This is a genomic window from Nocardioides furvisabuli, assembly GCF_021083185.1.
GTDB lineage: Bacteria > Actinomycetota > Actinomycetes > Propionibacteriales > Nocardioidaceae > Nocardioides > Nocardioides furvisabuli.
Genome location: NZ_JAIGQB010000006.1, coordinates 37,022 through 62,378, shown reverse-complemented (window position 1 = coordinate 62,378; position 25,357 = coordinate 37,022). Strand labels below are relative to the sequence as shown.

The 25,357-nt window shown below is 71.2% G+C and carries 24 protein-coding genes and 1 other RNA gene; 11 read left to right on the top strand and 14 right to left on the bottom strand.

The window, feature by feature from the left end; genetic code table 11:
• Positions 1-333: 333 nt before the first annotated feature.
• The 3 genes from K4G59_RS13255 to K4G59_RS13245 form a co-directional block, all read right to left on the bottom strand.
• Positions 334-1,608, bottom strand: a complete 1,275-nt coding sequence (locus tag K4G59_RS13255; protein ID WP_231251537.1) for an HNH endonuclease signature motif containing protein — start codon at positions 1,606-1,608, stop codon at positions 334-336.
• 199 nt (positions 1,609-1,807) lie between these two features.
• On the bottom strand, positions 1,808-2,212 hold the full coding sequence (locus tag K4G59_RS13250; protein ID WP_231251536.1) for a DUF6069 family protein: 405 nt from the start codon (positions 2,210-2,212) through the stop codon (positions 1,808-1,810).
• Positions 2,209-3,204: an RNA polymerase subunit sigma-70 gene (locus tag K4G59_RS13245; protein ID WP_231251535.1), complete on the bottom strand. Its 996-nt coding sequence runs from the start codon at positions 3,202-3,204 to the stop codon at positions 2,209-2,211. The genes K4G59_RS13250 and K4G59_RS13245 overlap by 4 nt, the downstream gene beginning before the upstream one ends.
• Before the next feature lie 90 nt (positions 3,205-3,294).
• Here K4G59_RS13245 and cobU point away from each other — a divergent pair, with 90 nt between their 5' ends.
• Positions 3,295-3,822 (top strand): bifunctional adenosylcobinamide kinase/adenosylcobinamide-phosphate guanylyltransferase, encoded by a 528-nt coding sequence (cobU, locus tag K4G59_RS13240; RefSeq protein WP_231251534.1) that lies wholly within the window; start codon positions 3,295-3,297, stop codon positions 3,820-3,822.
• A gap of 6 nt (positions 3,823-3,828) precedes the next feature.
• Here cobU and K4G59_RS13235 read toward each other — a convergent pair whose 3' ends face one another.
• The 7 genes from K4G59_RS13235 to K4G59_RS13205 all read right to left on the bottom strand — a co-directional run bounded on the left by K4G59_RS13235 (position 3,829) and on the right by K4G59_RS13205 (position 13,350).
• Positions 3,829-4,560: a hypothetical protein gene (locus K4G59_RS13235; RefSeq protein WP_231251533.1), complete on the bottom strand. Its 732-nt coding sequence runs from the start codon at positions 4,558-4,560 to the stop codon at positions 3,829-3,831.
• Positions 4,557-5,198, bottom strand: a complete 642-nt coding sequence (locus K4G59_RS13230; RefSeq protein ID WP_231251532.1) for a SatD family protein — start codon at positions 5,196-5,198, stop codon at positions 4,557-4,559. The genes K4G59_RS13235 and K4G59_RS13230 overlap by 4 nt, the downstream gene beginning before the upstream one ends.
• Positions 5,199-5,279: 81 nt before the next feature.
• Positions 5,280-8,273 (bottom strand): bifunctional [glutamine synthetase] adenylyltransferase/[glutamine synthetase]-adenylyl-L-tyrosine phosphorylase, encoded by a 2,994-nt coding sequence (locus tag K4G59_RS13225; protein WP_231251531.1) that lies wholly within the window; start codon positions 8,271-8,273, stop codon positions 5,280-5,282.
• Positions 8,270-8,992: a type 1 glutamine amidotransferase gene (locus tag K4G59_RS13220; protein ID WP_231251530.1), complete on the bottom strand. Its 723-nt coding sequence runs from the start codon at positions 8,990-8,992 to the stop codon at positions 8,270-8,272. Before K4G59_RS13220 ends, K4G59_RS13225 begins: the two co-directional genes overlap by 4 nt.
• On the bottom strand, positions 8,989-10,332 hold the full coding sequence (gene glnA, locus K4G59_RS13215) for a type I glutamate--ammonia ligase (RefSeq protein ID WP_231251529.1): 1,344 nt from the start codon (positions 10,330-10,332) through the stop codon (positions 8,989-8,991). The genes K4G59_RS13220 and glnA overlap by 4 nt, the downstream gene beginning before the upstream one ends.
• A gap of 77 nt (positions 10,333-10,409) precedes the next feature.
• Positions 10,410-11,015: a hypothetical protein gene (locus tag K4G59_RS13210; RefSeq protein ID WP_231251528.1), complete on the bottom strand. Its 606-nt coding sequence runs from the start codon at positions 11,013-11,015 to the stop codon at positions 10,410-10,412.
• A 292-nt stretch (positions 11,016-11,307) separates the two neighbouring features.
• Positions 11,308-13,350, bottom strand: a complete 2,043-nt coding sequence (locus K4G59_RS13205; RefSeq protein ID WP_231251527.1) for an NAD(+) synthase — start codon at positions 13,348-13,350, stop codon at positions 11,308-11,310.
• A gap of 229 nt (positions 13,351-13,579) precedes the next feature.
• Between K4G59_RS13205 and K4G59_RS13200 the strand changes: the two genes are divergently transcribed.
• The 5 genes from K4G59_RS13200 to panB all read left to right on the top strand — a co-directional run bounded on the left by K4G59_RS13200 (position 13,580) and on the right by panB (position 17,842).
• Positions 13,580-14,104 carry a hypothetical protein gene (locus K4G59_RS13200; RefSeq protein WP_231251526.1) on the top strand — a complete coding sequence of 175 codons (525 nt, stop codon included), beginning with the start codon at positions 13,580-13,582 and terminating at the stop codon, positions 14,102-14,104.
• Positions 14,101-14,430: a hypothetical protein gene (locus tag K4G59_RS13195; RefSeq protein WP_231251525.1), complete on the top strand. Its 330-nt coding sequence runs from the start codon at positions 14,101-14,103 to the stop codon at positions 14,428-14,430. The genes K4G59_RS13200 and K4G59_RS13195 overlap by 4 nt, the downstream gene beginning before the upstream one ends.
• Entirely contained in the window at positions 14,427-16,385 is a 1,959-nt protein-coding gene (locus K4G59_RS20520) for an alpha/beta hydrolase (protein ID WP_231251524.1), read from the top strand. The genes K4G59_RS13195 and K4G59_RS20520 overlap by 4 nt, the downstream gene beginning before the upstream one ends.
• A 17-nt stretch (positions 16,386-16,402) precedes the next feature.
• Positions 16,403-16,891 (top strand): hypothetical protein, encoded by a 489-nt coding sequence (locus K4G59_RS13185; RefSeq protein ID WP_231251523.1) that lies wholly within the window; start codon positions 16,403-16,405, stop codon positions 16,889-16,891.
• 93 nt (positions 16,892-16,984) lie between these two features.
• On the top strand, positions 16,985-17,842 hold the full coding sequence (gene panB / locus K4G59_RS13180; RefSeq protein WP_269210129.1) for a 3-methyl-2-oxobutanoate hydroxymethyltransferase: 858 nt from the start codon (positions 16,985-16,987) through the stop codon (positions 17,840-17,842).
• A gap of 10 nt (positions 17,843-17,852) precedes the next feature.
• Here the strand turns inward: panB and K4G59_RS13175 are convergent, their stop codons facing one another.
• Positions 17,853-18,137 (bottom strand): hypothetical protein, encoded by a 285-nt coding sequence (locus K4G59_RS13175; RefSeq protein ID WP_231251522.1) that lies wholly within the window; start codon positions 18,135-18,137, stop codon positions 17,853-17,855.
• A 77-nt stretch (positions 18,138-18,214) separates the two neighbouring features.
• On the opposite strand from K4G59_RS13175, the gene K4G59_RS13170 reads away from it, so the two are divergent.
• Positions 18,215-18,781, top strand: coding sequence for a hypothetical protein (locus tag K4G59_RS13170; protein WP_231251521.1), 567 nt, complete (start codon positions 18,215-18,217; stop codon positions 18,779-18,781).
• Here the strand turns inward: K4G59_RS13170 and K4G59_RS13165 are convergent, their stop codons facing one another.
• On the bottom strand, positions 18,782-19,006 hold the full coding sequence (locus K4G59_RS13165; protein WP_231251520.1) for a hypothetical protein: 225 nt from the start codon (positions 19,004-19,006) through the stop codon (positions 18,782-18,784). It lies immediately after the preceding gene.
• 23 nt (positions 19,007-19,029) lie between these two features.
• Between K4G59_RS13165 and map the strand changes: the two genes are divergently transcribed.
• The 4 genes from map (at position 19,030) to K4G59_RS13145 (ending at position 21,682) form a co-directional block, all read left to right on the top strand.
• The gene (gene map / locus K4G59_RS13160; protein ID WP_231251519.1) at positions 19,030-19,878 is read left to right on the top strand and encodes a type I methionyl aminopeptidase; all 849 of its coding nucleotides are present in this window, start codon (positions 19,030-19,032) and stop codon (positions 19,876-19,878) included.
• Positions 19,879-19,892: 14 nt separating this feature from the next.
• Positions 19,893-20,271, top strand: an RNA gene (gene rnpB / locus K4G59_RS13155) — RNase P RNA component class A.
• A 55-nt stretch (positions 20,272-20,326) separates the two neighbouring features.
• Positions 20,327-20,962 carry a hypothetical protein gene (locus K4G59_RS13150; RefSeq protein ID WP_231251518.1) on the top strand — a complete coding sequence of 212 codons (636 nt, stop codon included), beginning with the start codon at positions 20,327-20,329 and terminating at the stop codon, positions 20,960-20,962.
• A gap of 99 nt (positions 20,963-21,061) precedes the next feature.
• Positions 21,062-21,682 carry a Hint domain-containing protein gene (locus K4G59_RS13145; RefSeq protein ID WP_231251517.1) on the top strand — a complete coding sequence of 207 codons (621 nt, stop codon included), beginning with the start codon at positions 21,062-21,064 and terminating at the stop codon, positions 21,680-21,682.
• A 65-nt stretch (positions 21,683-21,747) separates the two neighbouring features.
• Here K4G59_RS13145 and K4G59_RS13140 read toward each other — a convergent pair whose 3' ends face one another.
• Positions 21,748-23,823, bottom strand: a complete 2,076-nt coding sequence (locus tag K4G59_RS13140; RefSeq protein WP_231251516.1) for an endonuclease/exonuclease/phosphatase family protein — start codon at positions 23,821-23,823, stop codon at positions 21,748-21,750.
• A gap of 235 nt (positions 23,824-24,058) precedes the next feature.
• On the bottom strand, positions 24,059-25,144 hold the full coding sequence (locus K4G59_RS13135; protein WP_231251515.1) for an endonuclease/exonuclease/phosphatase family protein: 1,086 nt from the start codon (positions 25,142-25,144) through the stop codon (positions 24,059-24,061).
• Positions 25,145-25,357: the final 213 nt, after the last annotated feature.

The window sequence follows — 25,357 nt, the reverse complement described above, 5'->3', positions numbered from 1 at the left end:
TACGACGCCTGCCAGCGCCGGATCGTTGCTCCGACCGGGATGCAGCTCGCCGCTCATCGGCACGAGCGGGCGTTCGGATCGCGGCTACTAGGAAACTTCCCTCAGGATCGGTGTCCGGATGTCGGAAGTGCAATGGTGGTCTCGGCCATCCCGGCAGGTAAGAGGGAGAGACGGGTTCCACCGCAGGGTGGGAGAAGTGCTGGGAAGTAGACCCCGCCTCCCCGCCCCCACGAACCTCATCGCGGCATCATCGGATGTCGGCGTGGGCAGTAGCTCTCGGGGATGGCTCCCCCGATCGTGGTCGAGCCTCCGAGGTCGGCCTAGGTGTGATGCCTAGGTCCGTCTGTGGAACCTGAGGTCGCCGTTGGCCAGGCGGTCGGTGCGGTAGCCGGTGTCGTGGACCCGGTGATGATGGTGCGGACACATCAGGACCGCGTTGGCCAGGTCGGTGGGTCCGCCGGTGTGCCAGGGGTCGAGGTGATGGGCGTCGCACCACGTGCCCGGGATATCGCACCCCTCAGCACGACAGGCGCGGTCGCGGATCAGCAGCGCCTTGCGCTGCGCGGGTGTGAACAGCCGCTTCGCACGTCCCAGGTCGACCGGCAGGCTGGTGCCGTCGAGGACCGCGGGCAGGATCTTCGCGGTGCACGCGAGCCGGCGCGCCTGGCTGGCGGTGATGCGGTCGCCGGTGAGGTTGTCACCCGGCACGAGGCCGGCGCCGATGAGGTCCGCGGTCGCGAGCTCGGCGCGCAGGGAGTCGAGGGGGATCGTGACGACGACCGTGGTGGCATCGCCGCCATGGACCGGGAGCCGGGACGGGTCAACGGTCTCGAGGAGGCGGGCGAACGCCTCGCCCATGCGCCGCGGGTACGGCAACCGGGTGAACGGATCGGACGTCTGCGCATTCTCGCCGCGCTGCGCGCGGGGGTTGGTGAACGCTTCGAGGTAGGTCGCAAGTCGGGTCGCGACCGCGTCCGGCACCAGCGCGCTGATGCGGGTGATGCCGTCGCCCTGGCGGCGCATCGTCATCCGCGTCCGGTCCGCAGCGGCGGTTTCGAGGTCGGCCAGCCGGGCAGCTTCCGCGGCCTCGGCGACCTCGGGGGCGATGACGTCGAGGACCCGCCGTCCGATCCGGCCGAGCTCCTTGGGCCCGAACTCCCCCGCGCACCCCACGAGGTGCGCTTCGGCACGGTCGACCGTGTCGGCGTCCACCGCAGCAGGCAGAGTGTCGAGTGCGCGGCGGATCACGTGCGCCTGAGCCAGCGTCACGGCGCCCTCGCGCATCCCCGCCGCCAGCACCGGCCGCTCCCGGTCCAGAACGGTTGCGAGGCCCATGTCGGCTCGCGCGTCAGAGAACCGCGTACGGGTTTGGTGTGCCAGCCACCCAGCAGTGTCCTTCGCACCCGTCGCGTCCGCGAGGTCACCGGCATCGGCCAGGACCCGCAACCGCAGCTCGACCAGCTGAGCCTCCGCCGCCACCAGCTCCCGCAACGCTGCCGCCTTGTCCGAGGTCGACATGAACGTCGGGTTCACCCCCGCGACACCCTTCAACACGCTCCGGATGTCGGACACGGCAGCCAGGATCGGGTGACCCACGAGATCGGTCACGACTGGCCTCCTTCCGACGACGGGGGACCTCACACACACGTGAGAGGTTCAACGCTCGTCGCTCCTGGAGGCCCGGATCACCGGACTATTACTCACCCTCGCAACTCGCCCCACCAGCCCGGCATCACGACTACCCGGTGACTGTGGAACGTGACACCGACACTACGCCCACCTGGGCAGGTATAGAACACATGTTCGATCAAGATCCGACGGGCACATCATCAAGCGTCCGAGCCAGGCCGGGGATCACCACCGCAGCAGCGACGAGGTGCAGCACGACGAGGGTGACGCTCGTCGAGGCCGCAGCCCCCACCACCCAGGACGGCACCAGCGAGAGAGCCGTCAGCACCAGCGTCGTACGCACGAAGTGCCGCCGAAGCCGGGAGGCCCACCGAGCCAGGGCAGCGGCGATGACCACGCCCGCGAGCGAGAAGACGCCGGTCACGAAGGCGATCCCCGACAGCGGGATCGTCTCGCCGTCTTCGGGCACCTCCAGCTCGACGCCCAACGCGGTCGCGAGTCCAGCCGCTGCAGTCGTCGCGACGACGGCCACGAGCGACGCCAGCAGACCCGTGCGCACGACGCCGACCAGCCGGCGCCTCACGCCGACTCGCTCGGCAGGCGCTCCGGCAGCCCGAGCCGCGGGAAGTGATCACGGTCGAAGATCGTCACCTCGGTGACCCGGCCGCCACTGATGCGCAGGACGTCGACCGTGATCGGGACGTAGGCGCCGGACGGCTCGTGCCAGGTGTAGTAGCCCACGGCGGGTTGGCGGTTCACCGACGTGGCGACCGACCGCAGCCCCGCCATCTCCGGATATCCACCCGCCACCCAGTCCGCGATCACCGCGTCGCGCCCCACGATCAGGCCCTGCGTGGGCGGCATCGCGAAGCGGACGTCGTCGCGCAGCATGGTGGCGATCGTGTCGATGTCGGCTGCGACGCTGGCGTCGGTGAAGCGGCGTACGAGCTCGCGGTTGGCGACGTCGTCCTCCGCCCCGGTCCACTCCTGGCGCTCGGCAGGCAGGTGCTCCCGCATGCCGGCACGCGCCCGCTGGAGCGCGCTGTTGACGGAGTTGACGGAGTCGCCGAGCAGATCGGCGACGTTCTTGGCCGGCCAGCCGAGCACGTCGCGCAGGATCAGCACCGCGCGTGGTCGCGGTGCGAGGTGCTGGACCGCGACGACGTACGCCAGCTCGATCGTCTCCCTCGCGACGGCGAGCGCCTCCGGCTCGTCAGCGCCGATGGCGGGCAGCTCGTCGAGCAGGTGGTCGGGATAGGGCTGGAGCCACAGCACCTCTCCCCCGGTCGCCGGCTTCGGGCGACGCTTCTCCAGCAGGTCGAGGCAGGCGTTGGTGGCGATCCGGTAGAGCCAGGCGCGGAAGGTCGAGCGTCCCGCGTAGGTCTCCCGCCGCCGCCAGGCACGGAGGAACGTCTCCTGCACCGCGTCCTCGGCGTCCTCGAACGACCCGAGCATCCGGTAGCAGTGCACGTGCAGCTCGCGTCGGTGGCGCTCGGTCACCCCCGCGAACTCCGTCTCGTCCATCGTGTCGAGATCGCTCACGTCCCGCTCCTCCAGCCGCGTCACCGCAGTCATCGCACCCATCCTCCAGTCTCGCCGTGTCCTGTCACACCTATGACGGGTGCAGGCCCCGGAACTCATCACCGCTCTGGAAGAATCACGTCCATGCGGATCCTGGTCACCGGCGGAGTGAGGTCCGGCAAGTCGACCCACGCGGAGGGCCTGATCGGCGACGAGCCCGCGACGTACGTCGCCGCCGGACCGACGCCGGACGCCGAGGCCGACCCCGACTGGACCGCCCGTGTCGCCGCACACCGGGCGCGACGGCCGGCGGCGTGGGACACCCTCGAGACCCAGGACCTCGCCGACGCACTGGCCGGGGCCGGTCACCCGGTGCTGATCGACTGCCTGGGCACCTGGCTGACCGCGGTCATCGACGACGCCGGGGCGTGGGAGGACGAGTCCGACCGCGTGCACGACCTCGTGCTCGGGCGCACCGACGAGCTCATTGAGGCACTGCGAGCCTGCGAGCAGGACGTCGTCCTGGTGACCAACGAGGTGGGCCTCGGCGTCGTGCCCGAGCACCGCTCGGGACGGCTGTTCCGCGACCTGCTCGGCACGCTCAACCAGCGCGTCGCCGCAGTGTGCGACGAGGTGCACCTGGTGGTGGCAGGACGCGTGCTGCGGCTCTGACCCGCTTCAGAGCAGGACGAACGCCCCCAGAGCCACCAGCCACGACGCGAACGACCCGAGCAGGAAGTATTCGGTCATCTCGTGGACGGTCTGCTGCTCGTCGCGCGAGGACAGCTCGGGGAAGCGCAGCAGGCCCTTCGCCGCGACGACCACGCTGGCCGCAGTGACCTGGCCGCCGAGCGCGAGCGCGAGGATGAAGACGCGCTCGAGCGGGCCGAGCAGGCGCCCGCCCTTGAGCTGCGTCGGCGGCATCTGACCGTCGGAGCGCGGGTTGATGGTGCCCATGGACTTCAGGACGAGCCGGACGAGCACGTTGCCCGTCGCGAGCTGGACGGCGAAGGCGCCGAGCAGCAGCAGGAACCGGTCGGCCTCCATGCCCTCCAGGGCCGGCAGTGACACCGAGTCGAGCCAGCGCCCGAGCAGGCCGGACGCCTCCGGTGCGAGCCCTGAGCACGCGATCGCGGTGGTCAGCGCGACGACGAAGACGGCGAGCGGCACGCGCGCCGGCTTCGGTCCCGGGTGGCCGAACCCCCAGGTGACGGTCAGGCCCCAGAGCAGGACGACGACCGCGACCACCAGCAGCGCCACGACGTCGCGCCCGGAGGTGAGCCCGGCGAGCGCACCCACGACGAGGACCGTGAGCGCGCCGACGCTCTCGGGCAGGTAGCGGGTGCGGCGCACCGAGTGGGTGAGGTCGGTGACGGCGAACCCGACCAGCAGGATCCCGAGCCAGCTCATCGGTCTCCTCCCGGGGCGAGCAGTTCGTGGGCCGCGACGATCGCCGCGAGCCCGTCGGCGCGCACCCGCTGCGACACCGCGGAGGCGCTGATCCCCAGCGCCTCCGCGAGGTCGCGCTGGGTCTCGTGCGACAGCAGACCACGCAGCACCGACACCGACCGCTCCGACAGGCCGCTGACCCGCTCGTCGCGCAGCACCAGGCCGGCGTTCACGAATCCCGGGTCGGCGCCGCCCTCGGCCCCGTCCGCGACGACGTACGCCGTGCGTAGCCACCGCTGGGCGGGCGTCTCGGCGGCACGCTCGGCCGCGTCGATCGCCGCGCGCGCGGCCCACCAGCCCGGCCCGTCCTCGATGCCCGCCTCGTCGAGGACGCTCGTCGGGCCCCAGCCGATGCCGTGGCGTACGTCGTGGGTGGGCCACAGCCGGACCCGCACCAGCAGGGTGGCGCGGACCGCCTCGGCGACGGTGGCGAAGGTGCCCTGGTACTCGTCGCCGGCGGTGACCCAGAGGCCACGCACGGGCCGGAGCTCGTCGTTGACCTCCTCGAGCGCGCGGCCCAGGCGCTGGTGGAGGTCTGCCCGGTCCCGCGAGGAGCGCGAACCGACCAGGTCACCGATCACGGTGGCGACGGAAGTCATGACTCCATGGTGAAGGCTATCGCTTCATTTGTCCACAATGAAGGCTATTGCTTCATCTGGGATCGAATGAAGCCCAGCACTTCACTCCCAGAACACCCGTTCCACCACGGCGTGCGCCCGTCGGGTGGTGCGGAGGTAGTCGTTGACCATCTGGTCGGACGAGCCCGCAGGATAGCCGAGCACGCGCGCCACCGCGGCCCGCTCCCGGGCGTCGCGCGGCAGCTGGTCCGAGGGACGGCCGCGCACCAGCGTCACGGCGTTGCGCACCCGGCTCACCAGGCGCCAGGCCTCGGCCAGCGTCTCCGCGTCGGCGGCCGAGATGAGGTCGGCCTCCGTCGCGGCCTCGAGCGCAGACAGCGTCTGCGGCGTGCGCAGACCTTCGACCCGTCCGGCGTGGCGCATCTGCAGCAGCTGGACGGTCCACTCGACGTCGGCGAGCCCACCGCGACCGAGCTTGAGGTGGGTGTGCCGGTCTGCGCCGCGCGGCAGCCGCTCGTCGTCGACGCGCGCCTTGATCCGACGGACCTCGATGACGTCGGACTCCGAGAGGCCCTCGGTCGGGAAGCGGATCGGGTCGATGAGCTCGGTGAAGCGCCGGCGCAGGTCCTCGTCGCCGACGACGGCGTCAGCGCGCAGCAGCGCCTGGAACTCCCACACGTGGGACCACTTGGCGTAGTAGGCGGCGTAGGACTCCACGGTGCGCACCATCGGGCCGTTCTTGCCCTCCGGGCGCAGGTCGGGGTCGACCTCGAGCGGGGGGTCGCTGGCCGGCAGCGACAGCAGGCGCCGCAGCTCCGAGACGACCGCCTGCGCGAACGACGCCGCCACCTGCGTCTCCGCACCCTCGACCGGGTCGTGCACGAACATGACGTCGGCGTCGCTGCCGTAGGACAGCTCGAAGCCGCCGTAGCGCCCCATGGCGACCACGGCGATGCGCGTCGGGGCCGCGTCGAGACCGCGCTGGCGGCGCACCGACTCCGTCGCGATGTCGAGCGTGGCCTGGAGGGTGGCGTCGGTGAGCCGGCTCAGGCCCTGACCGACCAGCGCCACGTCGGTCCCGGCCACGAGCTCCCCGCACGCGATCCGCAGCAGCTCGCGACGGCGTACGGCACGCACGGCGCCCACCGCGGCCTCCGCGGAGTCGGCGCGCTCGAGGACCGCCTGCATCTCCACGAGCGCCGCCTCGGCGCTGAGCGGGACGAGGGACTCCCCCAGCATCTTCACCCCGCGCGGCTCCCGCTCGAGGAGGTCGGTGGCGTAGCGGGACGTGCCGAGCAGGAAGGCCAGCCGCTGGGCGACCTCACCCTCGTCACGCAGCATCGTGAGGTACCACGGTGTACGCCCCAGGCTCTCGCTGATGCGGCGGAAGCCGAAGAGGCCCGCATCGGGGTCGGGCGAGTCGGCGAACCACTCGAGCAGGACCGGCAGCAGGGTGCGCTGGATGTCGGAGGTGCGCGAGACACCGCTGGTGAGCGCCTCGAGGTGGCGCAGCGCGGCCCTCGGGTCGGCGTAGCCGAGTGCGGCGAGCCGGGCCTCGGCCGCCTGCAGCGACAGCCTGGCCTCGGTCCCGGGCAGCTTGGCGACCGCGCCGAGGAGGGGGCGGTAGAAGAGCTTCTCGTGCAGCCGACGCACCTCGCGGCGGTGGTAGCGCCACTGCCGGTCCAGCTGCGCGGCCGGTTCGGAGAAGTGGCCGAGCGAACGGCCCAGGCGGCGCAGCGACGCGTCGTCGTCGGGCAGCACGTGCGTACGCCGCAGCTGGTGCAGCTGGATGCGGTGCTCCAAAGTGCGGAGGAAGGCGTAGGCCTCGTGGAGCTTCTCGCCGTCCTCGCGACCGACGTAGCCACCGTCGGTGAGCCGCGCGAGCGCGCTGAGGGTGGCACCCTCGCGCAGCGACGGATCGGCACGCCCGTGCACGAGCTGGAGCAGCTGGACGGCGAACTCCACGTCGCGCAGGCCACCCGAGCCGAGCTTGAGCTGACGCTCGGCCTCATGGGCGGGGATGTGGTCGATGACGCGGCGGCGCATGGCCTGCACGTCGGACACGAAGCCGTCGCGCTCGGCCGCGCTCCACACCAGCGGCTCGATCACCTCCTCGTAGGCACGTCCCAGGTCGGCGTCGCCGGCGACCGGTCGGGCCTTGAGCAGCGCTTGGAACTCCCAGGTCTTGGCCCACTTCTCGTAGTAGCCGCGGTGGCTGGCGAGCGTGCGGACGAGCGGTCCCTGGCTGCCCTCGGGGCGGAGGTTGGCGTCGACCGGCCAGATGGTGCCCTCGCGGGTGTGGTCGGAGCAGATGCGCATGAGGTGCGAGGCGAGCTGGGTCGCCGCCCTCAACGCGACGCCGTCGTCGGCCGTCTCGCCCGTCTCCAGCCGCGCAGGCTCGTAGACGAAGACCACGTCGACGTCGGAGATGTAGTTGAGCTCGTGCCCGCCGCACTTGCCCATGGCGATCACCGCCAGCCGCGCGGACGCAGCGGTCTCCCCCACCCGTGCCCGAGCGACGGCCAGCGCCGCCTCCAGCGTGGCGGCCGCGAGGTCGGAGATCTCGGCCGCGGCGTCGTCGATGCCGACGTGGTGGGCCAGGTCGCGGGAGGCGAGCCGCAGCAGGATGCGGCGGTACTCCACGCGCAGCGCGTCCACGGCCTCCGCGTCCGGACGGCCAGCGACGGGTACGGCGGCTCCCGGCTCGGCCCCGACCGCGGCCAGCATCGCCTCGCGGACGGCGTACGCCGCCGGGCGGGTGCTGCCGAGCGTGGGGTCGGTGAGCTCGCGCCAGTGGTCGGGGTGGCGCACCAGGTGGTGGGTCAGCGCGGTGCTCGCGCCCAGCACGCTGCACAGCCGCATCGCAGTGCCCTCGTCGTCGGCCACCTCGGCCAACATCTCGGCGCCCGAGCCCTCCGACTCCTCGTCGAGGGCGTCGGTGAGCCGCAGCAGGCCCTCGAGCGCAGCGTCGGGGTCGGCGGTGGCGGCGAGCTTGTCGGTGAGCGGCCGGCCGGCCTCACCGAGGCGCTCGATGCCCCGGGCGGCCGCGGCCCCGTCCACGAAGCCGAGCCGCACGAAGTGACCCGAGGAGGTCATCGGCGCGCCTGCGCCGCGATCGCGGCGAATCGCGCGACGAGGGGCTGCCAGTGGGCCTCGAGGGCCGGGCGGGCCTCCTCGATGGAGGCGAGCACGGCGTCCTGGTCCAGACCGAGGGCCACGTGGTCGGCCCGGTCGGACTCCGCCCAGCGCGTCAGGATGCCGGTGTCGGCCTCGGGGTGGGCCTGGACGCCCCACGCCCGCGGCCCGAAGCGGGCGGCCTGCACCTCGCCGCCGGGCGTGCGCGCCAGCACGACCGCCCCGTCGGGGAGTGCGACGACGACGTCGTTGTTCCAGTGGATCGCCACCTCGCGACCGGTGCGCGCGCCGACCCAGTCGTCGGCGGCGGCGTCTGCGGACCAGCCGACCGGCTGGAGGCCGACGACCTGTCCGCGTGGGTTGCGCTCGACCCTCCCGCCGAGGGCCGCGGCGATCACCTGGTGGCCCAGGCAGATGCCAAGCAGCGGGGTCCCGGCGGCGACGGCCTCGCGGATGCCCGCCTTGAGCGGGCCCAGCCACGCGACGGTGTCGTCGTCGTTGGCGCTCATCTCCCCGCCCAGCACCACCACGGCGTCGTACGCCGTCAGCGCGGGCAGCGCGTCCCCGTCGTAGGGGCGGCACACCTCTAGCGCGCAGCCCGAATCGGCCAGCCACGTCCCGACGAGGTGGGGCGGGCAGGACTCCTGGTGCTCGACGACCAGGACCCGGCTGGCGCTCACAGGACCGGCAGCATCCGGTCGCGCTCGAAGGCGGAGACCTGGGTGCGGTACTCCTCCCACTCGGCGCGCTTGTTGCGCAGGAAGAAGTCGAAGACGTGCTCGCCGAGGGTCTCGGCGAGGAGCTCTGAGCTCTCGGCCACGTCGATCGCCTCCGACAGGCTCTTGGGCAGCGGAGCGATCCCGAGGGCCTTGCGCTCGCGCTCGGTGAGGCTCCAGACGTCGTCCTCGGCCTCGCGGGGCAGCTCGTAGCCCTCCTCGATGCCCTTCATGCCGGCCGCCAGCACGACCGCGAAGGCGAGGTAGGGGTTGCAGGCCGGGTCGACGGTGCGCAGCTCGATGCGGGTGGACTGGCCCTTGTTGGGCTTGTACATCGGCACACGGATCATCGCGGAGCGGTTGTTGTGGCCCCAGCAGATCGACGAGGGCGCCTCGCCCCCGCCGAGCAGGCGCTTGTAGGAGTTGACCCACTGGTTGGTCACCACGCTGATCTCACTGGCGTGGCGCAGGATGCCGGCGATGAACTGCCGCCCGGTCCGGGAGAGCTGGTACTCGGCGCCGGCCTCGAAGAAGGCGTTGCGGTCGCCCTCGAAGAGCGACACGTGGGTGTGCATGCCCGACCCGGGGTGCGTCGTGAACGGCTTCGGCATGAACGAGGCCCAGATGTCCTGGCCGAGCGCGACCTCGCGGACCACGGTGCGGAAGGTCATGATGTTGTCGGCGGTGGTGAGCGCGTCGGCGTAGCGCAGGTCGATCTCCTGCTGGCCCGGGCCACCCTCGTGGTGGCTGAACTCCACCGAGATGCCCATCGCCTCGAGCATGGTGATCGCCTCGCGCCGGAAGTCCGCTCCACGGGACTGGGCGGTGTGGTCGAAGAAGCCGCTGCGGTCGACCGGCTCGGGCTCGTCACCCTTCCCGGGCATGTCCTTGAAGAGGTAGAACTCGATCTCGGGGTGGGTGTAGAAGGTGAAGCCCCTGTCCGCCGCGGCGCTCAGGGTCCGCTTCAGGACGTGGCGCGGGTCGGCGTACGACGGGCTGCCGTCGGGCATCCGGATGTCGCAGAACATGCGTGCGGTCTGCGGCCCCTCCATCCCGCCGCGCCACGGCAGGATCTGGAAGGTCGAGGCGTCCGGGTGGGCCAGCATGTCGGCCTCGTAGACGCGGGCGAAGCCCTCGATCGCCGACCCGTCGAAGCCGATGCCCTCCTCGAAGGCGTTCTCGAGCTCGGCCGGCGCCACGCTCACGCTCTTGAGGTAGCCGAGCACGTCGGTGAACCACAGCCGCACGAAGCGGACGTCGCGCTCCTCGAGCGCCCGGAGTACGAAGTCCTCTTGCTTGCCCATGGCGCCAGCCTAGGGGGACGTACGCCCCACCGGCCGGAGGAGGTCGCGGAGCGGTCAGGTCAGGCGCGGCGTGCGGCTCAGCGGCAGACGTTGACGTCCTGCGACCCGAGCACGCCGTCCCAGACCTCGCGCATCGGCGGGAGCCACCCCTCGGTCACCGGCACGAACGCGATGCTGCCCGGCACGCGCTCGTGCACGCCCTCCACCTCGACCTCCTCGACCACGAGGGGCACGGTCACGGCGCGTCGGCGTACGCCCTCCCAGCAGGCGGACGCTCTCCGCTTGGTGACCGCCTCGGCGAGGGTGACGGTCTCTCCGACCTGCTCGCCGGCGTAGCGCCAGGCGACGGTGGTGGCGTAGCCGGTGTGGCCCTCCCACGGCGCGCGCACGGTGACGGAGAGACCCCAGGTGCGCTTCGTCGCGACGCGGAAGGTGACGCGCCCGTCCTCGACCGTGCGGGTGCGCGACTGCCACACGTGGACCACGTCGGCGTCGAGGGTGCTACGAGCGTTGACGAGCTGGATCTTGCACCCCTCGCAGTCGTCGACGGTGAAGGTCAGCCGGGTGCGCGGCTCGGACACCGCGGACGCGGGGGCCGGCACCGCGAGGGCGGTGATGGCGGCGAGCCCCGCAGCAGCGGCGAGGGTCGTGCGGATGCTGGTCGAGGTGGCGCTGGTGGTCATCTCGGTCTCCCCTGGATGGTCGGTCGCAGTCAGGACGCCCGGCCTCGGGGAAAGGTTGCACCCCGTGGTGACCAGGAGGTTCGCGGAAGCGGGCCCAACCCCGCTCCAGCCGGTCGCTAAGGGCAGGCAGAGGGTCCGAGGATCCCGTAGTGGGCGGTGCGTGGGACAGGTCTTCAACCCCAGGAACGTGTCTCACGCACCGCTCGATCCCGCGCGCGCCGACCAGCGGTGCGTGAGGCAGGTTCCGAGCGCGCAGGACGTGTCTCACGCACCGCTGAGTCCCGCTCCCGCCTCAGGCGGCAGGCACGTCCCGCTCGATCTCGGCCAGCCAGGCCGTCCCCTTCGCGTCGCTCGGCATCCGCCAGTCCCCGCGCGGGCTCATCGTCCCGATCGCGCTCACCTTCGGCCCGTTGGGCAGCGCGGAGCGCTTGAACTGGTTGGCGAAGAAGCGCCGGACGAAGACCTCGAGCCACGCCCGCACGTCGGAGAGGGAGTACGCCACCCGCGCATCGTCGGGGAACCCGGGCGGCCACTCCCCCGCCTCGACGTCCTTCCACGCGTGCCAGGCCAGGAAGGCGATCTTGCGCGGGCGGTAGCCGTGCCGCACGACGTGCGCCAGCGTGAAGTCCTGCAGGTTGTAGGGGCCGACCGAGTCCTCGGTGGCCTGCGGCTTCTTGCCCTCCTCGACCGGGATCAGCTCCGGGGTGATCTCCTGCTGGAGGATCTCGACGAGCACCTCGTTGGCGGCCTCCTCGAACTCGCCGTGGCTGATCACCCAGCGGATGAGGTGCTGCACGAGCGTCTTCGGCACGCCGGCGTTGACCGTGTAGTGCGACATCTGGTCGCCGACGCCGTACGTGCACCAGCCGAGCGCCAGCTCGGACAGGTCACCGGTGCCGACGACGATGCCGCCGCGCTGGTTGGCGAGCCGGAAGAGGTAGTCGTAGCGCAGGCCGGCCTGCACGTTCTCGAAGGTGATGTCGTAGACCTTCTCGCCCTCGGCGTAGGGGTGACCCAGGTCCTTCAGCATCTGCTCGGCCGCGGGGCGGATGTCGAGCTCCTCGAAGGTGACGCCGAGCGCCTCGGACAGGCGGGTGGCGTACGCCTTGGTGGTCGCGCCGGTCGCGAAGCCGGGCATCGTGAAGGCGAGCACGTCGCTGCGCGGACGCCCGAGCCGGTCCATCGCCTTGCACGCCACGATCAGCGCGTGCGTGGAGTCGAGGCCGCCACTGACGCCGATCACGGCCTTGGGAGTGCCGATCGCGGCGAGGCGCTGCTCGAGGCCGGAGACCTGGATGTTGTAGGCCTCGTAGCAGTCGAGCGCGAGCCGCTCGGGGTCGTCGGGCACGAAGGGGTAGCGGTCGACCTTGCGCAGCAGGCCGATGTCGCCGGCCGGCGGGGCGAGCTCCCACTCGACCGTGCGGAACCGGTCGGTCCGCTCGCGGTGGGTGCGCCGGTTGTCGTCGAAGGAGCCCTGTCGCAGGCGCTCCTGGCGCAGCCGGTCGAGATCGACGTCCACGACCGTGCGACGCGGGCCGTCGGGGAAGCGCTCACCCTCGCCGAGCAGGTCCCCGCACTCGTAGACCAGCGTCTGACCGTCCCAGCTGAGGTCGGTCGTCGACTCGCCCTGTCCCGCCGCGGCATAGACGTACGCCGCCGAGCACCGCGCGCTCGCGCTGCGCACCAGCAGCCGGCGGTCCTCGGCGCGGGCCACCGTGATCGGCGACCCGCTGAGGTTGGCGAGCACCGTCGCCCCGGCCAGCGCCGCCTCCGCGCTCGGCGGCACCGGCACCCACATGTCCTCGCACACCTCGACGTGCAGGTCGAGGCCGGGGACGTCGAGGCACCTGAAGATCAGGTCGGGCCCGAACCGCACGTCCTGGCCGGCGACGGCCACCCACTCCAGCTCGCGGTCGTCACCGGGCGCGAACCACCGGCGCTCGTAGAACTCGCGGTAGTTGGGCAGGTACGACTTCGGTGCCACCCCGAGCACGGAGCCGCGGTGGACCACGATGGCGCAGTTGTAGACCCGGTTGCCCTGCACGAGCGGGGCCCCGATGACCAGCGCGGTCATCAGGTCGGCGCTCGCCGCCACGATCTCGGCGACCGCCTCCTGCGCTCCTTCGAGCAGCGTGTCCTGGAGGAAGAGGTCGTCGACGCTGTAACCGGTCAGGCACAGCTCGGGGAAGACGGCGACGGCCACGTGGTCGTCGTGGCAGGCGCGCGCCTGCGCGATGACCTCGGCGGCGTTGGCGGCGGGGTCGGCCAGGTGCACCGGCAGCGTGACCGCCGCGACGCGCGCGAAGCCCTGGGCGTAGGCCGAGTAGAAGTCCACGCGCTCACTCTAGGGAACAGGCACGCCGTCGCTCGTTCGCGCGGGTGGTCAGCCGACTGGCACGGCACGACCTGCCAGCCGGACGCCACCGTGGGCTGCGGCCGAGCAGACGTACGTCGTCCCCGGAGCGCCCGACGTCGACGGGCGCTGAGGGTCTCGCCGCGCCGAGCGGACCGCCATCGCGAAACCCGCGGGTTTGAGGCGAGCCCGGACGCGGAAGAAGACGCCCATGACGCCTCCCGCGATCGAACCGGGCGCCCCCGACCCGGCGCTGGCCGACCCGATGCTCCGGGTCCTGCGCGAGCAGCACCCCGAGGTCGACGTCGTGGTGCTGCCGCAGACCGCTCCCGCCCCGACGGTCGCCGAGCTGACGCCGTCCCAGCGGCTCGCCCTCGCCGGTGACGTCGACGCCTCGCTCGACGGCCTCCTGGCGAGGATCACCGCCTCCCCGGCCGCCAGCGGGCCGGTCCGGCGCGACGGCTCCTGGCACACCGACGAGTGGGACCAGACCTGGTTCGAGGCGTACGCCGTCGTCGGTCCGCTCGCCGAGGGCGACAACATGACGCTCCTGCGGGCCACCGCCGCAGCGCTGGTCGGCCTCGGCTGGCAGGTGCGGCCGGTGCCGGGCGACCGACCCCGCCTGGTCGGCCGCCGTCGCGGCGGGCTGGAGGCATCGGCGACGGTGCGCCCGGACTCGCTGGTGCTCACGCTCCGCACCGCCAAGGTGCGTACGGCCGAGGAGACCACGCCGTGACGCTCCAGATGTGGACCGCCACCCTCGCGGCCGCGCGCGACGCCTGGGAGGAGCAGTCCGAAGCGCTCAACGGCCCCCGCAAGAACCTCGCCCAGGCCGACCCCGCCCTGCTCGGCGACGCCGTGCAGGGCGCTGCGGACGCCTTCCTCACCACGTGGGAGCAGCGGGTCCTGGCCCTGCGCGACCGCGCGTCGGGCCACTCCGACTCGCTGGCGCAGACGATGTACGACTTCCTCCTCACCGACCAGGACAGCGTGCAGGCGACCCAGCAGCTGCTCATGTGGGAGGACCGGGGCACCACGCCCGTCCAGGTGGTGGGACCGTGACCACGATCGCCGTCCCCGCCTGGCTGCCCCGTGAGCCCGAGCTGAAGGTCACCGAGGCCTCGAGCGCCGTGCTCACCGACGTGCGCGCCGCCGCCACCGCCGTCAGCGACGTCGCCGAGTGGGCCCGTGGGAACGGTGCTCCCGCCGACTTCAGCGGCAACGCCGCCGAGGCCGCGGACCACGCCGTGACCCGCTTCGCCGGTGACACCGACGCTGTCGGTGCTGCCCTCGAGCGAGGCGCGCTGGCGATCGATGCGTTCCTCACCCAGATGCGCCAGCGCCGCACCGAGCACGGCGACCTGATGGACCGTCGCCAGCGGCTCAACGACGACCGCGAGGCGTTGCTCCAGCGCATCGAGACCGCCACCGAGGCGCAGGTCGCGACCCTCCAGGCCGACGCCGCCGCGCTCCGCCGGCACTTCGAGGCCTACCACCAGGACCTCCAGGCCTGGCGCGACCGCGTCGACTCCGACGAGCAGGCCTGCGTGCGGGCGCTGGCCGCCGTCGACCAGGTCGCCGAGGGCATCGCGGCGGCCTCCGACCCGTCCCGCGCCGACACCACCGCCCTCGCCGCCGAGCTGCGGCGTCTCGGCACCGACACCGACGCCGTCAACGCGTGGTGGAACGGCCTGTCGCAGGTCGAGCGCAACGCCCTGCTGATCAGCGACCCCGACCTGGTCGGCAACACCAACGGCATCCCCACCGGCGACCGCGACGAGGCCAACTCGTCGGCCGTGCAGCGCGACATCGAGTACCTCCTCGGCCTCCGGGCCTCGGGGCAAGACCTCAGCGCGTCGGAGCAGCGGTGGCTGGAGAACGCGCAGGCGATCGAGGATGCCGTCCGGCAGGCGTCCGACGACAAGTGGGCGGACTACGAGATCGACGCGTTCATCATGGCCTACCAGCCCCACGCCTTCGGCGGTGACGGCATCGCCGCGGTGGCCTACGGCAACCCGGACACCGCCGACCACACGGCCGTCTACGTGCCCGGCATCATGCAGGACGGCACCTACATCGACGAGAACGGCAGCCAGGCGCTCAACCTCTACGAGGAGACCGTCAACAGCATGCTGTCGGAGGACCCGCCGCGGGAGGGCGCGGTCTCGACCATCGCGTGGATCGGCTACGACTCCCCCAACTTCAACCCCGAGTCGATGTGGCCGTGGGACCTCGGCGATTCCGCGGGCGACGTCTCGCACACCGTGACCGAGGCCAACGCCCAGGCGGGCGGCCTCGCGCTCTCGCAGTTCGTCGACGGCCTCAACAGCACCCACACCGACGGCGACCAGCCACACCTCACGGTGATCGGCCACAGCTACGGCTCCACCACGTCGTCGTACGCCGCTGCCGGGGGGATGGAGGCCGACTCACTGGTGCTCATCGGCAGCCCCGGCGCCAGCGAGGGCGTGGACCACGCCTCCGACCTCAACATGCCCGCCGGACAGGTCTTCGTCGGCGCTGCCGACAACGACCCGGTGTCGTGGCTCGGCGGCGAGGACGGCGTGTTCCCGGGCTCGTGGGACGACAGCCTCGGCCTCGGTCAGGACCCGGCGCAGAGCGACTTCGGGGCGACCGTGTTCGGCGTGGACAACGGCCAGGAGTTCCACGGCCCCGGCGGGCTGGTCAGCACCGGGTTCCAGCAGAACCACGTCAACTACTTCGACGACGGCAACCCGGCGCTGGCCTCCATGGCTGACGTCGTGTCGGGCAACTCCGGGGCGGTCGTCGACACCGGCGGGCGCACCCAGGAGGCTCACGACTACCTCTACGACTGGGTGGGCGACGAGGTCACTCACCACGTGGTCGAGCCGGTCGTCGAGACCTATGGCGAGGTCCGCGACACCGTCGTCGAGACCTACGAGGTCGTCAGCGAGGGCGTCAGCGACGCGGTCGAGGGCGCCCAGGACGCCTGGGACCACGCGTGGGACAGCGTGTGGCCGGACAGCTGGCCGTGAGCACTACGGTGAGTCACATGCGCACCACCGTCCTGCTGCTCGCCCTGGTCAGCCTGCTCGCCGCGTGCGGCGGGGGGAGCTCTGGCGGCGGCTCGTCGGTGGACGAGGTCGAGTCGGCGACCACGGAGCGCGCCCAGGAGGCCGTCCCCCTGGTCGCCGAGGCCCTCGGGGCCGACGTGGTGCGGGCGAGCCGGCAGTGGCAGAGCTGCATGGCGATCAGCTGGCGCCACGAGGCGTTCGCGACCCTGTCCGCACCCGGCGGTGACACCACGGCGCAGCTCGACGACGTCCGCTCGGCGCTGACGGGCGCGGGCTACGACGACGCGACCCAGGTCGACGACCACGTCACCGTCACCCGCGACGAGACCACGGTCGACGTCGCGCCGACCCCCGCTCGGGGTGAGGGCACCTGGACGGTGACGGTGAGGTCGGAGTGTGCCGACTACGACGGTGACGACCTCGAGCGCGTGGAGGACGACGAGGGCGGGCCGCTCGACGGCGTGTGAGCGCCGCCACAGCGTCGTACCCGTCGGTCGGGACTAGCCTGATCGTGGTCCGTGGACTCCACCGGGGAGCTGCGAGATGACGAGGAGCGAACGATGACGACACCGTCCGAGGAGACCGCCCCCTACGGCTCCGGCCCCGCCGCCCCGCCCGCACCGGTGAAGCGCGTGCGCACGCACCACCTGCGGGAGATGAAGGAGCGCGGCGACAAGATCACCATGCTGACGGCGTACGACATGTACACCGCGGCGACCTTCGACGAGGCCGGCATCGATCTGCTCCTCGTGGGCGACTCGGCCTCCAACAACGTCCTCGGCAACGAGACCTCGCTGCCGGTCACGGTCGACGAGCTGCTCCCGCTCACCCGCGCCGTGGCCCGCTCGACGAAGCGCGCGATGGTCGTCGGCGACCTGCCGTTCGGCAGCTACCAGGCCTCCCCCGAGCAGGGCTACCTCACCGCGGTCCGCTTCATGAAGGAGGCGGGCGCCCACTGCGTCAAGCTCGAGGGCGGTGCCGAGATGGCGCCGGTCATCGAGAGGTGCACGCGTGGCGGGATCCCCGTCATGGCCCACATCGGCTTCACGCCCCAGAGCGAGCACACCCTCGGCGGCTACCGCGTCCAGGGGCGTGGCGACGCCAGCGACCGGGTCGTCGCCGACGCCCGTGCCGTGCAGGAGGCAGGCGCCTTCGCCGTCGTGATGGAGATGGTGCCCGGCGACGTGGCCGAGCGCATCAGCAAGGAGCTGACCATCCCCACCATCGGCATCGGCGCCGGCGCCGGTTGCGACGGCCAGGTCCTGGTGTGGCAGGACGCCTTCGGCCTGCGCACCGGGCGGATGGCCCGCTTCGTCAAGCAGTACGCCGACGTGCACGGGGTCCTGCTGGAGGCGGCCCGGGCGTACGCCGACGACGTCCGCGGCGGCACGTTCCCGGGCGCCGAGCACACGTTCTGAGCAGGCCCGCTCAGGCGTTGAGCCAGTCGAGGTAGCGCGAGCCGGCCACGATCGTGGCGAACCACACCAGCGCGACCAGGACCGGCAGCAGCACCACGGTCCGCGGTCGCCGGGTGAACCACCTCAGCGACTGCACGAGGGCGGCCAGCCACACCACGGTGAGGCCCAGGACCGCCCACCACGGCACGCCCAGCGGGCCGACCGTCACGGCCACCAGGAAGGCGACGCACGCCATTCCCACCAGCCCGGCGACGGGCCACGGCGAGATCGGCTCGCGGACGGTGGGCGTGGGCACGCCGACACGCTAGCGGGTGACAACGCCCGCGCGGCGCGGAAGGATCGGGTGTCCACCGACGACGCGAGGAGCCTTCCATGAGCGAGAGTCCGAACGAGAAGACCGCCCCCGCCAAGATGGCACCCGCCAAGAAGGCACCCGCCAAGAAGGCACCCGCCAAGAAGGCACCCGCCAAGAAGGCACCCGCCAAGAAGGCACCCGCGAAAAAGGCACCCGCCAAGAAGGCACCCGCGAAAAAGGCACCCGCCAAGAAGGCACCCGCGAAAAAGGCACCCGCGAAAAAGGCACCCGCCAAGAAGGCACCCGCGCGTAGCGCGTGGGCCAAGCGCACGACTCCGACCCGTACCGCGCCGCCCGGCCCCGCCCCGACGGCCATCCGGAAGTCCGCGACCGAGCGGGCGGTCGACGTCGGCGCCCAGGCGGTCGGCACCGCAGCGCTGGTCCAGCGGGTCGCCCAGGATACCGCCGAGCGGGTCGCGGCCGAGACCGCGGCGCGCGTCAGCAGCCAGTACGAAGCGGCCATCTCGGAGCTCACCCGCACGTTGGACAAGAACACCAAGCGAGCTCTCAAGAGCGTGCGGGCCGCGGCCGACCTGGCTCAGTCCGCCAACCCCGTCAAGGGCAAGAAGAACAAGAAGAAGTGATCAGCTGTCCGGGGTGCCGTCGGTGAGGCCGTCGCCCGAGGCCGGACCGTCCTCGTTCCAGTCCGGGTCGTTGTCCCACGCCTCGTTGCGCTCGGCCACCTTCTCCAGGGCGCGCGACGCCTCCTCCGACGAGGCGTAGGGACCGAGGCGGTCGGCGTTCTTGCAGCCGTCGCGGCCCTCGACCGTGTGGTGCTTCAGGCAGAACCAGTATTCGTTCTCGGTCATGAGGCGAAACTACACTCACGCCCGTGCCTGCCGTGTCCCCCGCAGAGGTGTCTGCGCGTCGTTCCGTGCCCGCCCACATCCCCCGCCCGGAGTACGTCGACCGCCCAGCGCCGCAGCGGTTCACCGGCGAGGAGGTCAAGGACGCCGAGACGATCGAGCGGATGCGGATCGCGGGCCGGCTGGCCGCGCAGGCGCGCGAGCTGGTCGGATCCCACGTCGTGCCGGGCGTGACGACCGACGAGCTCGACCGCATCGGCCACGAGTTCCTGTGCGACCACGGCGCCTACCCCTCCACGCTCGGCTACCGCGGCTTTCCCAAGTCGCTGTGCTCCAGCGTCAACGAGGTCGTCTGCCACGGCATCCCCGACTCCCGCGTGGTCGAGGACGGCGACATCGTCAACATCGACATCACCGCCTTCCTCGGTGGCGTCCACGGCGACACCAATGCCACTTTCCTCGCCGGCGACGTCGACGAGGAGTCGCGGCTGCTCGTCGAGCGCACGAAGGAATCGCTCGACCGGGCGATCAAGGCGGTCAGGCCCGGGCGCCGGGTCAACATCATCGGGCGGGTCATCGAGGCGTACGCCAAGCGATTCGGCTACGGCGTGGTCCGTGACTTCACCGGCCACGGCATCGGCACGTCCTTCCACTCCGGGCTGATCATCCCCCACTACGACGACGAACGCTTCGACGACGAGATCCGCGTCGGGATGACCTTCACCATCGAGCCGATGCTCAACCTCGGCACCCCCGACTACGACATGTGGGACGACGGCTGGACCGTCGTGACCAAGGACCGCCGCCGCTCCGCACAGTTCGAGCACACCCTGCTCGTGACTGCTGATGGCGCCGAGGTGCTCACCCACCCCTAGACTCAGGTCTCGAGTGGGTCGGCCGGGCGGCCGCGGTCCGTCACCTCCGATCCGTCGGGGGTGCGGGTCGAGGAAGGTCCGGGCTCCACAGGGCAGGGTGGTGGCCAACAGCCACCCGGGGAAACCCGCGGGATCAGTGCCACAGAGAACAGACCGCCTCCTCCTCCGGGAGGGGGTAAGGGTGAAACGGTGGTGCAAGAGACCACCAGTGCGCCGGGCGACCGGCGCAGCTAGGCAAACCCCACCCGGAGCAAGATCAGACAGGATGCGTTCGAGGGCGGCCCGCCCGAGCATCCGGGTAGATCGCACCAGGCGGCCGGCAACGGTCGTCGCAGATGGATGGTCGCCCCTGCGCACGCAGGACAGAACCCGGCCTACAGGCCGGCCCACTCCCATCAGGTCCACCGAACCACCACCGACGTGGCCTCGTCGACCGTAGGGTCGCGGGGTGTCCGGAGGCGCCGACGAGAAGCAGATGTTGCTGCGGTACGCCGGCGTCTGCCGGGTCTGCGAAGCCGAGCTGGCGGCTCGGGCCGAGGCGGTCTACGAGCGATCCACCAAGACCGTGCGCTGCCTCGACTGCTCCCCCACTTCTTCGGTGGTTGAGGTGCGAGCGCAGCGAGCCTCGAAACCACTCAACGAACCAGCCGAGCTGATCGACCCCGGCACCCCCGGCGCCTCAGCCCGCCGCGAGTACGAACGTCGCCACGCCAAGCGCGAGGCCCGAATCCGCTCGAAGCACCCGAAGCATCCGAAGCTCGGTGGCATGATCCTCGCCGTCTCCGACGAACCGCAGTCGACGAAGGCCTGGGACACCGGCGCCGTCGGTGAGGAACGACTCGGACTCGAGCTCAACGACCTCGCCTCCGACGACGTCCGTGTCCTGCACGACCGCCGCATCCCGGGCACCCGCGCCACCCGTCACCGGCGTGCTCTGCTTCGTCGATGCCGACTGGCCGCTCATCGGCAGGGCCTTCGCCACGCGCGGAGTCGAGGTCCTCTGGCCGAAGAAGCTCTACCCGCATCTGACGGCGACAGCGACATCCCAGTTCGACGTCACCGCTCTGCACCGATCCTTGGCTGAAGCGCTCCCGCCCGCTTGACTCGCCGGGCCGATTGCGCAGCGCCGCTCACCGGGAACATCTTGCAGGATGTTGTTGCCTCGTCGTGCTGTGATGCAGTGGTGGCGAAGCTGGTGACGTGGGGGCAGTACCGCCAGTCCGTGGGTGACCGCTCCTCCTTGTTCGCCGCTCTGACCGCCCTCTGGCCGATCAGGCACGCGCTCTACGTGGGCAGCTACGTCGACCTGGCTCCGTCAACTGCCATCGAGATCGTCACCTACGTCGACAACGACGTTCGCGCCACGCGGTTCTTCGGCGACCCGGACCTGATCCGGGCCGAGCTCGATGGACGCACCCGCGACGGGGCGGGGGTCGAAGTGCGATTCCATCCCGCGGACTACTACCGGCCGCTGCCCGTCGATGACAGCAGCGTCGACCTGCTCATCTCACTGTTCACCGGACCGGCGTGGGAGCACACCCGCCGCTACGTGCGCCCCGGCGGATTGCTCCTGGCCAACGCCAGCCACGGGGACGCCAGCCTGGCCGCCCTCGACCCGAGCCTTCAGCTGGTCGGCGTGGCTCATGAGGACGGTGAGCGGTACCGCATCACCACTGACGAGCTCGAGGAGTACCTGGTCCCTCGACGCCCCTCCGCAGCTGACCCCGACGCGATCCGACGCAGCGGCCGCGGCATCGCCTACACCCGCTCTGCGTTCGCCTACATCTTCCGCACGCCCTCCTGACCGCCACGCGCTCGCCCGCGCAGCGAAGAACGCATCGTGCCATCCGTCACCCGGGTGAACCCCGGTCACGGATCTCGCGACAGGACGCAGCTGACGGTGTAGGTCCCGTTCGAGATCGTGTCGAACACGTCGATCGCCACTGTGCGCCTGCGCTCGGGCGGTTCGTTCGGAGCCAGCCTCGCGATCGGCCACGACGTCACGCCGTGCGCCGCCGTCACGTCGTCAGGTTCCTCGATGACGAGGTCGAGCGTGTCGCTGAAACCGATCGAGCGACTCGTCCAGCCGCGCTGCACCGCCTCGAAGTGGATACGCTCGCCGAGGCCCGGCCAATCTTCGCCGGTGTCCGCGTCGTCCCACGATGTGCTCAGCAGCTTCGTGCCGTCCACGTACAGCTCGAGCTCGGGTTCGTCGGCGCCCGGCCAATCGGGGCCCGTTTCGTCGGTGACGTGCACGACGAACCCTCGATCGAGCCGGAGGTAGGTCACCGGGGTCGCCCAGCGGATCACCTGCTTGATGTCGCCATCATCGTCGCGGCGCACGGTCATGTAGATGTCATCGCCGGGGCTTGCCGTGAATTCGTACGTGAGCGAGCCAGCACCCGACTCTGAACCGAGCGTCGAGCCAGCGGCATCTTGAGCCTCCAGCACGCCTGACCCCGCTGGCATCTTCAGGCTCACCTTCTCGTCGCGTGCGGTACCCGTGACCGTCTCGACCGGGCGGACGCGGAACCAGGCCGTGTCGGTGTCCCCAAGTCGCTGGTGCTGGGGAAAAGGCACCGTGACGTCCTGATGCGGTGGCAGTGCAATCGCGCCGGCCCTCGTGTCGCCCATGTGCTCGAGCACCGTGAGGACTCCGGTGCCGGGATCGCCGTCCTTGGTGCGTATCGCCACCAGCAGCGGCTCACGATGCACGAACGTCGAACCGTCAGGGTCCAGGCTTCTCTCGACCTCGGCATAGGCACTCTGCACGGCTGGAGGCACATTCGCGATCGACAGCTCGTCGAGGCGCTCGAGCGGGCGCGAGACGTCGGTGGCCGCGTACACCTCGTACAACAGCGAGGGGCTGCGGTGGAAGGTGTAGGTACCCGCCCGCGGCACCGACACCCACGATCGGCCGCCCTCCGCAGCGAGGTCGACCTGCACGACATAGGCCAGCGAGGTGCGCGGCTGGGCCGCGCCCGAGGTACCGGCTGTCGGTCCCAACACGTCGAGATCGACCGCCGACGACGGCTGGCAATGGTCGTCACGCACCTGGATGATCGCCTCCAGCGCGTAGTGGTCCGAGGTGTCACGGTGGCCGATGCGCATCTGGTGTGCGACCAGGTCGATACCGTCGAGGGTCCTGAATCGACAGATGTAGTCGAGCCGCTGCTCGGCGTGCGTCTCGCGGTTGCGGTTCGAGAGGCCCGGGTCGAGGTCGACGGACACCCCTGGCGGCCGCATCTCGATCCAGCTGTCGGCGAACAGTTCGCCGAACCGATCGCCTGGATTGTCGAAGACGTCGAACCACTCATCGCTCGTCGCGTCGAGGTCGCCGCGGATGTTGAGGTCGCCAGCCACGATGACGTTCTGCCAGTTCACCGGGTCCGGGCCGAGATCCTCGGCCACGAGGTCCCTGATCTCGGCCAGCTGGCTCTTGCGGATGGCGCGGTACTGCTCCTCGGTGTCGTACGCAGCCTGCAGGTGCGTGAACACGAGTGTGGTCTGCTCGGCCGGCAGGCCCACACGTACGAGCACCGCCGCCTTCGACGCCCAGCTGTCGGCGCCGGCGTCGTCGGAGTAGAAGCGCTCACGATGCACGGTCCCGTCCGGGAAGGTGAGGAACGGCAGCTGCGAGAACACCATCAGCCCCGAGTCCTCCTCGAGGTCGCCCTCGTGAACTGACTCGATCACGTGAGGCCAGTCGCCGCTCAACTCCTCGAGAAGGACCTGGCGCGCATCCTCGCTGAACACCTCGTTGAGCCCCAACACGTCGGGGCGCTCGCCTGGCGGGATGTCCAGCAGGTCCTCGGCGACGCGCCTCGCCTGCGCTTTCGAGTCGGCCACGGTCCCAGGGAGCAGTCCCAGGACGGCAGCGGGGATGCTGATCGTTCCCGCCCCGACACCGGCGATCACCGGCAGGAGCTGGACGTTGAAGGTCATGAGACGAAGCGGGCGCATGGCGAACCGTCCTTCAGAGCTCAGCCGTGCGGGAGCACGACTAGGCGATCCGAGCGTAGGTCGTGAGCGGAGCGCCGGCTGCCTCTCTCGACTGGATGCGGTCAGGATATCCCTGTGCGCCTGCCTCCGCACCCACGCGAAGCCGGCTGCCTGTGTGGCTCCGAGAGTCCGACGCCGATCGAAGGCGGCGAATGGACTGGGCTGGGCCGTGCGGCCCTCAGCCGCGGGCGCCGGTGATCGTCAGCACCACGCCGGCGTGGTCGGAGGGCCACAGGCCCGTCGTCGGATCCTTGTCGGCCGGCTCGTCGCCGGTGACCTCTCCGGCAACCACATCGAGCTGCTGCCCGGGGCCAGGTCGGGCGAAGATCATGTCGATGCGATGCGTCCAGCTGCCGGGCGCAGCCTCGTCGACCGTCTCGTTGAGTCCGGACGTCCACCCTTGGTCGGCGGGGCGCCACTCGAGCCACATGTCGGTGAAACCCCCACCACCGGTGATGAGTCGGTAGGGCTGCCAGTGCGGGATCGGGATCGGGTCCGTCGCCTTGGTCCTGCCGTCGAGGGGATCGGAATTGCAGTCGCAGGCGATCACGGTCGTCCGGCCGGTGACCGTGGTCTCGGCCAGCAGCTCCTGTGCTTGTCCGAGAGCAGCGAGCGAGCTGAACGCCTCGAGGTGGGTGTTGACGAACCGGAACGGCTTCGCCGAGCCCTTGGCCACGTCGACCCAGCCGTATCCCCGGATGATCTCGAGGGTGGAGCCGCCCACGTTGACCGGAACCCGGGTGTCGTACTGCGCACTGCCCTTGTCGACCACCCGCACGTTGCTGCTCGCGCGCAGCAGGATCACGTCGCGCATCGTGAGCCGGATGTCGCGCCCATGCGTGACGGTGCCTTCGGCGGGGTTGCCGAGAAAGGCAGGGGACTCCAGGTCCATCTCGTCCTGGACCACCACGGCCTTGTAGGGCACGCCCTCCCGGCGCAGGTCCTGCAGCAGGAGCCGGAGGTAGTCGTAGTCCACCTGCTGCGCGTTGGTCGTGCCGAGGGGGGTCGAGCCGAAGGGCGGCGGCAGCTCGAGGGGCCCGCTGCGCCAGAGAGCCACCTCCTGCAGGCCGACGAGGTCGGGCTTGGCCTCGGCGATCTCCTCGGCAAGCAGCTCGCTGCGCCGCGGAAAGTTCGTTCGGTCCACGATGGCGCGCGTCTCGACGTTGGAGTTGCCCAGGGCCACGAGTGCGTCCAGGCCCGTCAAGCCGGCCGTCGCCCGGATCGGGCGCTGGATGTCGACCCCCAGGTACACGTTGCGGGTCATCACCGTCGCCGTCGTGGTGGCGTCATCCGGACGTGCCTGGGCGGGCACCGTCCCCGCGACCGCCACGACGAGACTGAGCCCTGCCGCAGCAGCGGCCGCCCTCCCTGCTCCGGACCGAAGTGCGTTCCTCATTCTCGTCCCTTCCCGGCAGTGTCACTCCCTGCATCATCAGCGAGGGCGGTGGCATTGACCAGACCTGCGGCCAGAGCTGTG